We start from the raw sequence: 12,814 nt of genomic DNA on the forward strand, positions 1-12,814 counted from the left end.
TACTCACTTACATTTACCAAACCATTCTAAAAATAATAAATTATGATTGTAATTGTAAAAGCAGTAATAGAAATAGTTGAAAAAACAATTGAACTTGTTTTTCAAGTATTCTTGTGATAAATTCATTTAATAATTGATAAAAAATTAAAATTAGATTTAATTTGTAAGTTAGACAATTAGAATACTCAATACATGAATTTATCTTTAAAAAGATTTTATATACTATTCAACCTCATTGGATGGGTCCTTTTATTTACAGCAACATTGGCTGGACCAAAACTGTTTCTTTCAGGCACTATATTGGCTCCTGAACAGATATTATATTACTGGCTAGAAACTATTACGTGCGCACTGCTTGCTTTTACGCTAACATTTTTAATTTCTTTTTATATTGATAAAAAAATTAATTTTAACAGCGACTGGAAGCCTATTACTTGGCAGATTCTTCTAGTTTTTACAATTGTACAAGCATTATACTCTTTATTTATCTGGCCAATGTTAGATTTTGTTCAAGAGTACACCAATTACGAATCAACTCACATAATGAATTTTGTAGGTAAAATATATAATGTTTTTTATTTTTCTACCTTATTTGTAATCTGGCTTTTTGTTTTTTTAACCATTAAAATTTACCATCAATTAAAAACGGTTCAAATAAAACAGTTAGAATTAAAGGCTACTTTAAAAGAATCTCAATTAAACACTTTAAAAGGACAAATCAATCCACATTTTATGTTTAATAGCTTAAATAATATACGAGGCCTTATGCTAGAAGATGTTGATAAAGCAAGAAATATGCTTACTAGCTTATCAGAAACTTTACGCTATTCTCTTACAAAAAGTGCTCTAAATTCAATTTCTCTAGAAGATGAATTAGAAATGGTAGAAAATTACATAGAAATTTCTAAAATTCAATTTGAAGATCGTTTACACTTCGAAACTCATATTGATAAAAATTCTTTAAGCAAACAAATTCCACCAATGATCATTCAAATGTTAATTGAGAATGCATTAAAACACGGAATTTCTAATTTAAAACAAGGAGGTAAAATAACCTTATCTAGTGCTATAGAAAGTAATCACTTGCAAATCGAAGTTATAAATTCAGGCACCTTACAAAAGACTAAAAAAGGTACTCAATTAGGAATAAAAAATATTAAAAAGAGGTTAAAACTACTCTATGGAGAAACTGCTAATTTTAGATTAGCAGAAATAGAAAATCAGGTAATTGCCTCTATTAAAATTCCACTAATATGATAAAGTTAAAAGCAGTTATTGTAGAAGATTCCCGTTTGGCTCGTAATGAGTTAAAAGAACTAATTAAGGCACATAAAGAAATAGAAATAATAGGAGAAGCAGAAAATGTAGACGATGCTTTTAAGTTGATTAATGACACAAAGCCCGATCTTCTTTTTTTAGACATTAACATGCCTGAAAAAGATGGTTTTGAACTCTTAGAAATGTTAAGCGAAGTACCTATTACTATTTTTACCACTGCGTTTGATGAATATGCAATTAAATCTTTTGAATACAATGCTTTTGATTACCTGTTAAAACCAATTAATCAAAAACGCTTTTCTACAAGTATTGAGAAAGTAATTGAAAGTATTAGTAAAAATGAAACTGCTACTATTAACAAAAATGAGAATGCCTTAAGTTTAGAGAAACAAATTTTTATTAAAGACGGAGAAAATTGTTGGTTAGTAAAATTAAAAGATATTTCGCTATTTGAAATTGTAGGCAATTACACGCGGGTTTACTTTGATCTGAAAAAACCATTAATTTACAAATCATTAGCACAAGTAGAAGAAAAACTACCAACAGAAGTATTTTTTAGAGCTAACAGACAACAGATTATCAACATTAACCACGTTAAAAAAGTGGTTTCTTGGTTTAACGGAAAGTTAAAAATAGAAATGAATTCTGGCGAAGAAATAGAAATTTCTAGAAGACAATCTTACTTATTTAAAGAACAGTTGAGTTTCTAATTCAGCTATTTTAGAGCAAAAAAAAAGTTTTTCATCCTTTAACAAAAGGATGAAAAACTTTAATCTATCTTTTTTAGAAAAACTATAAAGCTTCTTTTCTTCTTACTTTAATTTTCATTGCACCTTCAATAGGTTTGTCAGAAACTAAAATTAAATATCCTGCTCCTCCAGCTCCTGCTAGTTTCCAAGCAAGTGACTTTTCCTTATATTTTTCTATTTCTTTAAGAATTTTATCATTTACCATTGCCGGAAACATTTTTACTTGTGCATCAAATGACTTTAAAAATGCTTCAGAGAACTTCTCTAAATCTTTATTTTGAATCGCATCCCAAACTTCTTCAGAAGCATTTGCTAAAGACTTTACATTCTCTTCCGTAATATAAGTTTCTCCTAATAAATCTAAACCTTGTTCTCTAGGCCATAATAATACCATCTGAATATGATCTTCTAACCAACCTAAAATAGATTCATCATGTACAGATTCAAATTGTGTTGGCCAATAACCATCACTATAATAATGTCTAACAAGACCTGGCATACAAATACCTATTGCATCTTGAGCTCCAGAAACCATCGTAGAACCTGGTGTATTTTCAAACTTAAAAAGTATTTCTGCTAATTTTTGTGGTTTCTCTAATGGTAAATAATGAGGCCATATTTTTTTTGCAGCATTTCTAGTAGAAGTAGACATTCCACAACGTTCATTATACTCAATAATTGGTTCTAAAGAAAGTGTAATTGCCCAACCTGGGTGAAATTTAGACACATAAGGTTGATCTATCCAAGTACCACCAAGATCTATTCTGTAAGGCAAACTACAAATACCACCTGTTCTTAAAGAAGTTGTAGACCTTTCTGGCAGACCAGCATCCGGAATTCTTTTCAAGTTTTTTAACTCAATATTTAACTCATTACATAATTCTTCTTTTGCTGGCGAAAAACCATCTTCATTTACAATAAAGTAATCTGGTTTTAATGCCTCTAGATCTTCTTTAAAATCTAGCATTCCAGAACCAGAGTTCACAAAAGCATTTTTCACATATTTAATGGCATTAATCATATAAATTCTTTCTTGTTCAGAATTTATAGTATGACGCCCTTTTAATTCAGACACAGTAGCATCCGAACCAATACCTACATATAAATCTCCATACGTAGAAGCCTCTTTAAAAAATGCAATATGCCCACTATGTAGCATATCAAAACAACCTGATACAAATACTTTCTTCTTCATCAATTATAACTATTTTTTGTAATTCACTCTATTTGAACAGTAAAAATACTGCATTTATTTTAAAAGGTAAGTTTCTTAAACTAGTTTTCATTAAAATCAGAAAAACCTTCCCAAACATTTACATTATCTTTATATTCTATGTTACTTTTTATAATTTTACGTGTCTAATAAGTAACAGACATAAAATACAATCATGAAAAAAACACAATCCCTATTAGTTTTAATATTTCTTTTTTTAGCAGCAACTTCTTACGCACAAGAAGTAGTCTATAAAGACACAACATATACTGTTAAAAGGAAATCAATTTATTTAGCAAAAGTAGATGTAACAAAAACCTTAAAACCAGAAAAGGTAAATGAAATTTTTGCTATTCATAAAATAAATGAAGACATAATAGAAGCTGCAAAAAAAGCAGAAAAAGAAAAAAAAGCAACCCAAAAGAAACTAAAGAAAGCTGAAAAGGCTTTAAAGAGTAAAATTAAAGCTCAGAAAAAATTAAGCAAAGCAAACGACAAACTAGATAGTGGTATTAAAAAATACAATAAGCTTAAAAAGAAAGGCGACTTATCTCCTAATGACGACCAAAAATGGTTAGATAAAATAGCGAAGCTAAAAAAGAACGTTACAAAAGCAGAAAAGAATTTTAAAAAATCATAACGAACAATTTTAAAAATTCTTATTTGTAAAAAAAAGGTCTGGTTTATAATAAACCAGACCTTTTTTTGTTATATAATTTTATAAATATTACCTCCTTCTTTTTGGAGCCCTACTTACTTTTTTCTTTCGCTTATTAAAAGGAACAGGCACTGCATCATCAAAAGTATTCTTAGTTTCTTTTGCATTTTTGTTCTTTTTCCATGAATTATTTTCAGGTAATAATTTCTGTAATAAATCTTGTCTTCCCACTTTGTTCAACGTGTTTTTAATCCAATCTTTATTTTCTTTCTTATACCAAAAGAAAAATTTATGTTGGTCTTCACGTTCTTTTTTAGTCTTAGGTGTTTTAGTCGGTTTTAAAGTATACGGGTGATATCCTGAATAATAAATAACCGTTGCAACCGTCATTGGTGTTGGGGTAAAACCTTGCACTTGTTCTAACTGAAAGCCCATATCTTTGGTTTCTGCAGCTAAATTTGCCATGTCTTCTACTTCACTTGCTGGGTGACTAGAAATAAAATAAGGAATCAATTGTAAGTTCAATTTCTTCTTAATATTTATTTTATCGAAACGTTCTTTAAACATGTGAAAATATTTAAAAGAAGGTTTACGCATCAACTTTAAAACAGGATCAGATGTATGCTCTGGCGCCACTTTTAAACGACCAGAAACGTGCTTTGTCATTACCTCTTCTGTATATGCATCCAACTCTTTTGGATCTGCGTTTTTATTGAATTCTGGCACTAACATATCATGTCTAATTCCACTTCCAATAAAAGACTTTTTAATCTTCGGATGCTTATCAACTGCTTGATATAATTCCGTTAAAGGTTTATGAGACGTATCTAAATTAGAACAAATTACAGGCGATATACAACTAGGTGCCACACATTTGTCACAAATAGATTGCACTTTTCCTTTCATCTGATACATATTAGCAGAAGGTCCACCAATATCAGATAAATACCCTTTAAAGTCTGGCATATTTGCCACTTTATCAATTTCTCGTAAAACAGACTCCTGACTTCTACTTGCTATAAATTTTCCTTGATGTGCAGAAATTGTACAAAAACTACAACCACCAAAACATCCTCTGTGAATGTTAATAGAAAATTTTATCATTTCAAACGCAGGTATTGGTCCACGTTTATCATATTTTGGGTGCGGTAAACGCGTAAAAGGCAAATCGAAAGAACCATCAATTTCCTTTTCTGTCATGGTAGGAAACGGCGGATTAATCACCAACGTATTCTCTCCTACTCGTTGTAAAACTCTACGTGCTTTTAACTTATTAGACTCTTGTTCTATCACTTTAAAATTAGAAGCAAACGTTTTCTTATCCTTTAAACAAGCCTCATGAGAATTAATGGTAACATCTTCCCAATCATTTACAACAGGTAATTTCTCTTTCTTTTCATTAACGTAAATAGCCGTTTGTTTAATGTTTTTTAAACTAGAAAACGGAACCCCTTTTTGCATCAATTCTACAATTTCTCGCAAAGGCTGTTCCCCCATTCCGTACACTAACATATCTGCTTTAGACGTCTCTAAAATACCTGGCAACAACTTATCAGACCAATAATCATAATGCGTTACACGTCTTAAAGAAGCTTCAATACCTCCAATTAAGACAGGAATATCCGGAAACTTATCTTTTAAAATCTTAGAATACACAGACGTAGCATAATCTGGTCTAAACCCTTTATCACCATTTGGTGTATACGCATCTTTATCTCTACGCTTTTTACTTGCCGTATAATTAGAAACCATCGGATCCATACAACCACCAGTAACCCCAAAAAACAAACGAGGCTTTCCTAGTTTTTCAAAATCTTGTAAATTATCGTTTACACTTGGTTGCGGCACAATAGCCACACGCAAACCGTAACTTTCTAAAATACGACCGATTACTGCAGGTCCAAATGATGGATGATCTACATAAGCGTCTCCGCTAAATAAAATAACGTCTAATTCTTCCCAACCACGAATTTTCACTTCCTTGTTTGTAGTTGGTAACCAGTCTGTTAATTGATGTCTCTTAGGTTCTTGCATAGTTTGCAAAAATACAAGAATTTTAATAGAAAAAACACTTATTTTAAGAATGTCTTTTTTTAGATTAATTTGAAGCTATTTCCTACTTTCACTACTCGCTTTTTTTATGCAGAAAAAGCATAAAAAAGAGCTCAAACAGACCGTTCAATCAGGGCTAGACTTGTTAGGAAACTAATTGAGAAACCAAAACTTTAAGTAAATCGTCATTACGAGGAAGAATGACGAAGTAATCTGTTTGTTTTTAGTTCCAACTTAAGAGATTGCTTCGTAAACTCGCAATGACAATTATAACAACAGTTACTCCACAATTAAATGCGGCACCTCATCTACATTCCAATCAATTACCAAACCACCTGCTAAAGATTTTGCTACTTCTTTTCCGTATAAAAATTCACATAAATACAACGCAGCTTCAAAAGATTTTGCGCCACCGGCAGAAGTAATGTATTTTCCGTCGTGCACAAATAAAACTTCTTTTCTAATATCTAAATCAGGAAACGTAGCTCTCATTTTATCAATATCACTCGGAAAAGTAGTAGAAACTCTATCATTTAACAAACCTGCTTTTGCTAATACAAAAGCGCCATCGCAATGAGAAGTTATATAAGTAGCGTCTTTATCTACTCGTTTTACAAAGTCTATCATTGCAGCATCTTCTAAATCGGAATCTAAATGATGCTCTGCAGACGGAATTACTAAAATATCTATTTTTGGTAACGAATCTTTTAGATAATTAAAATCAGGCAGAATTCTCATTCCTTCGAAAGTAGTAATTGGTTTGTCTGTATTTGCAACGGTAAATACATTCATTGACTTAATATTTTCTCTAAAAATGGTATGCTGAAAAATATCGAAAGGAGCCGTTAGTTCTGTATTAAAAGTGCCGTCCATAATTAAAAAAGCAACATTATATCTGTCTTTTTCTAATTTTGGAAATACTTTTTTAACCTGAACCTCTTTTATATTTTCAGTCTTTTTTTCTGCTTTTTTAGATTGACAACCTATGAAAGTAATTAGCAATAAGGATAAAAAAACTCTTTTCATTTTATATGTTTTAAGCAGCCATAAAAGTATTCAAATTCATTTTAACAGCATATTAATAAACAATAATTTTCCTTTCTAACTTAAATTAAAGTTGGCAAAAATTCTTAGCCCTGATTGAAACGACATCCTTTTTTTGAGGTACGAAAAAAAAGATATAGAGGAAAGCAGGAAATAGCTACTAAAAAAAACAATTTTCATTTTAACAAAAGATTTTTTACCAACTCTTTTTTGTTTTGTAGTTTTAGCAAAAACTAATTTACCTTTATATGAAGAAACTTTTACTCTTAACATTTTTAAGTCTTGTTTTATTAAATTCTTGTAATTCTACCATAGAAAAAGAACAAAAAAAGGACACTTTTGTAGCAGATAATTACACCAAAAAGGAAGTAGATATTGTTATGCGAGATGGCACAAAACTCCACACAACCATATACGCTCCAAAGGATACAAGTAAAAAATATCCTATTTTAATGCAAAGAACGCCTTATAGTTCTGCACCTTACGGAGCAGGAAAAATGAAAACTAAAATTGCGCCAAATATTCATTTAATGAAAGAATTGAATATTGTAGTATATCAAGATGTTCGTGGTCGTTGGATGAGTGAAGGCGTCTATGATAATATGCGTGCTTATATTCCGAATAAAAAAGAAAATGAATCTGATGAAGTTTCAGATACCTACGACACCATTGATTGGTTGGTAAAAAACGTAGAAAACAATAACGGAAATGTTGGTACTTGGGGAATTTCATACCCTGGGCATTATGCAACCGTTTCTACTATAGATGCGCATCCGGCATTAAAAGCAGCTTCTCCACAAGCTTCAATTGGAGATTTTTTCTTTGATGATTTTCATCATAATGGTGCTTTTTTATTGAGTTATTTTAGAGCCATTTCTTTATTTGGAACTTATAAAGACACGCCAACAGATTCGGCTTGGTATTCGTTTCCTAAAATGGATTCTCAAGATCAATACCAATTTTTCTTAGACAAAGGTCCTTTAAAGAACTTGAATGAATATTTTCAGTATGATAAATTAGATGTCGCAAATACCGAAAAAGATAAAAATAAAATTGATGATTTTTTCTGGAAAGAGATTGTAGAGCATCCTAATTACGATTCTATCTGGCAAAGCAAAGGTATTATTCAACATTTAGACAAAGTACCTTCTACTGTTGCAACAATGGTTGTTGCAGGAGAGTTTGATGCAGAAGATTTATACGGACCTTTAGAAACCTATAAAGGCATAGAAAAACACGGTAAAAACAATTATAACACCTTAGTTTTTGGCCCTTGGGATCATGGAAAATGGGCTAGAAACACCGTAGAAAATTATGTTGGTAATTATTATTTTGGAGATTCTATTTCTTTAAAATATCAATCTGATGTAGAAACAAAATTCTTTAATCATTTCTTAAAAGGAAAAGGTGATAAAAACTCTGGATTGCCAGAAGCCTATGTTTTTGATACTGGTAAAAAAGAATGGAAATCTTATGATGCTTGGCCTCCTAAAAATGTAGTTAAAGAAGATTGGTTTTTGTCTGAAAATCAAGAATTAACTTCTGAAAAAAAATCTACTGAAAAAATCAATTTCATTAGCGATATTAAACGTCCGGTTCCATATTCCGAAGATATTAAAACGGTTTTTACCCCACGTAAATACATGACAGACGATCAGCGTTTTGCTGCAAGAAGACCTGATGTTTTGGTTTTTGAAACGGATATATTAACAGATGACTTTACTTTAGCGGGAGGTATTTTAGCAAAACTAAAAGTAGCAACTACAGGTTCTGCTGCAGATTGGATTGTAAAAGTGGTAGACGTTCATCCTGCGGATGCAGAAGAAAACAACAAGAAACTACAAAATCATTTAAAAATGAGCAATTATCATTTAATGGTTAGAAGTGAAGTTTTAAGAGGTAGATTCAGAAATAGTTTCGAGCATCCAGAACCTTTTATTCCGAATAAAAAGACTGATGTAAATATTAAGCTACAAGATGTTTTTCACACGTTTAAAAAAGGACATAAAGTACAAATTCAAGTACAAAGTACCTGGTTTCCTTTAATCGATTTAAATCCGCAAACGTATGTAGACAATATTTATAAAGCGGACGAAAAAGATTTTAAAACACAAACACACACTGTTTTTACCGATTCTAGTATTGAGTTTTCTGTATTGAAATAAAATATTAAACATTTAATTAAAAAAAATCCATCAAGAAAACTTGATGGATTTTTTTATATCACCTCTTTCTTTAAAACTCTTAAAAGATAAAATAGAATTAAGACACCTACAAATGCGAATGCTGTAACTAGTATCCAAGTGGTTTCAAAACCAAATTTAGCCACCAACTGCATACCAACATTGTGGCTAAAAATATGTGATAAAGAAAACGCAATACTATACAAAGCCATGTATTCTCCTTTATTTCCTTTTTCGGCTCTATCTATGGCAAAAGCATTCGAAAACGGAAAAGCAATCATTTCTCCAATAGACATTAATAAAATTCCGATAATTAAAACACCCACCCAACCTGTTAAATTTAAAATAATAAAACTAAAACCAACCAGAAAAAGGCCTAAAGCAATTAATTTAACTTTAGATTTTTTTAAATCTTCTAACCATTTTATCAAAGGCATTTCTAACAGAAAAATAAACAGACCACTTAAGCCCATTAATAGTCCTATTTCAAATTCTGACAAAAAACGCTTATCACTATAATATAAAGGAATTGTAGAAAAATATTGCATAAATACAAATCCAAAAATAAACATCGCTATAAAAAAGACCCAAAAAGCTTTGTCTTTATAAACAGAAATTGGGTTTTCCACTTTTACCTCATCCTGAACTTTTGCTTTCTTAGGATGCAATACTTTCAGTAATAAAAAGGCTGCTAACACACAAGTAATTCCATCCATCCAAAACAAACCTACATACCCAATTCCAGTAATTATTAAACCTCCAATTGCAGGTCCTGCAGAAAAACCTAAGTTAATTGCCAAACGAATTAAAGTTACAGAACGAGTTTTATTTTCTGGCTTGCTGTACGCACTTAAAGCAACAAACATTGCAGGTCTAAAAGCATCTGCAACAAGCATAACCATAAAAATACCAAAACAGAATTCGTTAAAAGTACTTGCAAATTGCAGAAAAACAAATAGAATTCCTGTACCAAATAAACTTACTAACATTACCTTATAATAGCCAATTATATCGGTTAATTTTCCTCCAATCCAAGTTCCCACAACAGAACCTAAACCAAAGAAAGACATAATCCAACCAACATCTGAGAATGAAAAGTGAAGACTTTTTGTAAGATATAATGATAAAAAAGGAATTACCATAGTACCAGATCTGTTAATAAAAGTGATTAATGATAACCACCAAACCTCTGTAGAGAGTCCTCTAAAAGTGTTGAGGTAATTGTTGTAAAGTTTTTTCATTTTGGTTTAGTTGATGTATATAAAACAAAAAAGTCCGACGGTGTGTCGGACTTTTATAATTGTTTGATTTTATATTGAACTCATCAAAACATATAAATATACCGATTACTGCAGTTTCCCCACGATAACTTGGCAATATAAAATGTTAAGACTCTTTTCATTATTTGTTTATTATTGTGCCAAAGCTACATAAATTATTTGAATGTTGTATTTTTGATTTGTAAATAAATTATAATGAAAAAAATAGTACTTCTACTCTCTATCACTTTTCTATTGATGTCTTGTAATTCGCAAAGCAAAAGGCCTTTAATGGGAAAAACTGTTTATCAACAAGAACTAAATGCGAGTTTTAAAGATGCATCTATATCACCTTTAAAAAAGAAAGATTTGAGACATTTTAAAGGGTTAGATTTTTTTGATATTGATTCTACTTTTATTGTAACTTCAAAATTAGTTAGAACAGAAAATGCACCAACATTTGAGATGGCAACCACCACAGATAGAAAGCCTTTGTACAAAGAATACGGGAAGTTACATTTTACTTTGCAAGGAAAAAATCACGAATTAACCATTTACCAAAGTCAAGATGATTTAGAGGATGAAAAATATAAAGACTATTTATTTTTACCTTTTACAGATGATACTTCTGGAGAAGCATCTTATGGTGGCGGGCGTTATATGGATGTAATGACCACAGATATTACGGCAGAAAACATGGTAATATTAAACTTCAACAATACTTACAATCCTTATTGTGCCTATAACGACAAATATTCTTGCCCATTAACACCTAGAAAAAATCATTTAGATTTAGAAATAAAAGCCGGAATTAAGGTTTATAAAAAATAAGTATTTTAAAACTCTGTTATAACCTACTATAAACAAGTGCAGAAATAACAATTTAATTAAAATCCCCAAGGTTGCACCTTGGGGATTTCTTTTTGCTTACACCATTTTTTTATTGGTCATATACAAACCATAAGCCGCACTAAAAACAACTTTAAATCCAAAGAAGTTTTTCCATTTTCCGTCTGCAAAATTGGTTTCTATAACTTTCGCAAAGTCCGCAGAAAATAAATCGCTAAAACTAGCCATTAACAAAGAAACTACCGTTACAATTACAAAGAAAGGGATAGCTACTCTAGCAAAATTACTCCAAAAAAGCGGTTGTTTTATTTTTTCTAAAAATGTCATTATTTTAATTTTTGATTATTGTGATGACGGTCGTGATCACGTTTTGTTTTAATATCTAATTTCTTTTCAAAAGCGTCTTGTAAATCGACGCCTGTTTGGTTAGCCAAACACAAAACTACAAACATTACATCTGCCAACTCCTCTCCTAAATCTTTATTTTTATCAGACTCTTTTTCACTTTGTTCCCCATAACGTCTTGCAATAATACGTGCAACTTCACCAACTTCTTCTGTTAGTTGCGCCATGTTTGTTAACTCGTTAAAATAACGAACCCCATGAGTTTTAATCCAATCGTCTACTTGTTTCTGTGCGTTTTCTATATTCATTTTTCTTTATTAAAAGATTGAAAAAATTAAAGTATCAAAGATACATTTTATAAATTATTTGGTTTGTTTCTAAACCAATAAAACGCTAACTTCGTTATCGACTGATATAAAATATTAAAACGATTTTATATTATTTCATTAGCAGCAATATGACCAAAAATATGAAAGAAGGATTAATTAAAGATACTTACGAACTCATTTTTAAAGAAATACAAACAGTAATTACAATTTTCTATATTTTGATTGTTGGTATTGGAATGCTTTTTACTTATCAAAAGTACTCGGAATTCGGAATTAATATTTTTGATTATGCGGATGTTTTTGATTTTTTAGTAGCTCCTTTTTCTGATTTTAAAATATTATTATTTTCTACAATAACAATAACGTTAGTTTTTCTCTTTTTTAAACTTGATAGTCTATTTAATAGAAAATTTCCGAAAAATTACTCGAGAATAAACTTTGGTTGGGATAAAAAAAGCTGGTTCAATTCATACAGGTATTCATTATTTTTTATTCTTTTTATTTTCTACCTTTATCTTTCTGCTGATTTTTATGGGAAATTCACAAGTAAACAAACAAAAGAAAATTCACCAATAAACTTAAAATACTCCGACAATGAAAATATCAATGGAATAGTAATTGGAAAAACAAAAGATGTGATTTTTTTATTGCAAGGTAAAAAAGTGAAAGCAATCCCAATAAATTCAATAATTAAAGAATTTGAAATAAAATAAAGCTGCTAACACCGTGTATAATTAATTGCTTTGGTCCTTGCCTATTTGGAAAATTCCTTCGATATTTTTCTCGCGTTCGTTTTTGTTTACTAACTTAGTTGCTTAAACACGTAACAAAGTGTACACAACAACGATAACGAAC

The 12,814-nt window shown here is 30.4% G+C and carries 12 protein-coding genes; 6 read left to right on the forward strand and 6 right to left on the reverse strand.

The features are described from left to right. Positions 1–192: 192 nt before the first annotated feature. The gene (locus tag H0I28_RS10245) at positions 193–1,257 is read left to right on the forward strand and encodes a sensor histidine kinase (protein ID WP_218759049.1); all 1,065 of its coding nucleotides are present in this window, start codon (positions 193–195) and stop codon (positions 1,255–1,257) included. Further along, on the forward strand, positions 1,254–1,988 hold the full coding sequence (locus H0I28_RS10250; RefSeq protein ID WP_218759050.1) for a LytTR family DNA-binding domain-containing protein: 735 nt from the start codon (positions 1,254–1,256) through the stop codon (positions 1,986–1,988). Before H0I28_RS10245 ends, H0I28_RS10250 begins: the two co-directional genes overlap by 4 nt. Before the next feature lie 82 nt (positions 1,989–2,070). On the opposite strand, the gene H0I28_RS10255 is transcribed toward H0I28_RS10250, so the two are convergent. Further along, positions 2,071–3,222, reverse strand: coding sequence for an adenylyltransferase/cytidyltransferase family protein (locus H0I28_RS10255; RefSeq protein ID WP_218731371.1), 1,152 nt, complete (start codon positions 3,220–3,222; stop codon positions 2,071–2,073). 193 nt (positions 3,223–3,415) lie between these two features. Here H0I28_RS10255 and H0I28_RS10260 point away from each other — a divergent pair, with 193 nt between their 5' ends. Continuing rightward, positions 3,416–3,880, forward strand: a complete 465-nt coding sequence (locus H0I28_RS10260; protein ID WP_218759051.1) for a glycine--tRNA ligase subunit alpha — start codon at positions 3,416–3,418, stop codon at positions 3,878–3,880. 87 nt (positions 3,881–3,967) lie between these two features. On the opposite strand, the gene H0I28_RS10265 is transcribed toward H0I28_RS10260, so the two are convergent. Then, positions 3,968–5,932, reverse strand: a complete 1,965-nt coding sequence (locus tag H0I28_RS10265) for a YgiQ family radical SAM protein (RefSeq protein WP_218731373.1) — start codon at positions 5,930–5,932, stop codon at positions 3,968–3,970. Between the two features lie 297 nt (positions 5,933–6,229). After that, complete coding sequence (locus H0I28_RS10270; RefSeq protein WP_218759052.1) at positions 6,230–6,976, reverse strand: DJ-1/PfpI family protein; 747 nt, start codon at positions 6,974–6,976, stop codon at positions 6,230–6,232. Between the two features lie 266 nt (positions 6,977–7,242). Here H0I28_RS10270 and H0I28_RS10275 point away from each other — a divergent pair, with 266 nt between their 5' ends. After that, positions 7,243–9,159, forward strand: coding sequence for a CocE/NonD family hydrolase (locus H0I28_RS10275; RefSeq protein WP_218759053.1), 1,917 nt, complete (start codon positions 7,243–7,245; stop codon positions 9,157–9,159). 53 nt (positions 9,160–9,212) lie between these two features. Here H0I28_RS10275 and H0I28_RS10280 read toward each other — a convergent pair whose 3' ends face one another. Beyond that, a complete protein-coding gene (locus H0I28_RS10280) occupies positions 9,213–10,418 on the reverse strand; it encodes an MFS transporter (protein WP_218759054.1) in 1,206 nt (401 codons plus the stop codon). A 234-nt stretch (positions 10,419–10,652) separates the two neighbouring features. Here H0I28_RS10280 and H0I28_RS10285 point away from each other — a divergent pair, with 234 nt between their 5' ends. Further along, positions 10,653–11,267, forward strand: coding sequence for a DUF1684 domain-containing protein (locus H0I28_RS10285; protein ID WP_218759055.1), 615 nt, complete (start codon positions 10,653–10,655; stop codon positions 11,265–11,267). A gap of 96 nt (positions 11,268–11,363) precedes the next feature. Here the strand turns inward: H0I28_RS10285 and H0I28_RS10290 are convergent, their stop codons facing one another. Together H0I28_RS10290 and H0I28_RS10295 are read right to left on the reverse strand one after the other, a co-directional pair. Next, entirely contained in the window at positions 11,364–11,612 is a 249-nt protein-coding gene (locus H0I28_RS10290; protein ID WP_165732273.1) for a hypothetical protein, read from the reverse strand. Beyond that, positions 11,612–11,938, reverse strand: coding sequence for a nucleotide pyrophosphohydrolase (locus tag H0I28_RS10295; protein WP_218731378.1), 327 nt, complete (start codon positions 11,936–11,938; stop codon positions 11,612–11,614). Before H0I28_RS10295 ends, H0I28_RS10290 begins: the two co-directional genes overlap by 1 nt. A 161-nt stretch (positions 11,939–12,099) precedes the next feature. Between H0I28_RS10295 and H0I28_RS17590 the strand changes: the two genes are divergently transcribed. Then, entirely contained in the window at positions 12,100–12,672 is a 573-nt protein-coding gene (locus H0I28_RS17590) for a hypothetical protein (protein ID WP_254712763.1), read from the forward strand. The last annotated feature ends 142 nt before the right edge of the window (positions 12,673–12,814 follow it).

The organism is Polaribacter sp. AHE13PA, assembly GCF_019278505.1.
Classification (GTDB): domain Bacteria; phylum Bacteroidota; class Bacteroidia; order Flavobacteriales; family Flavobacteriaceae; genus Polaribacter.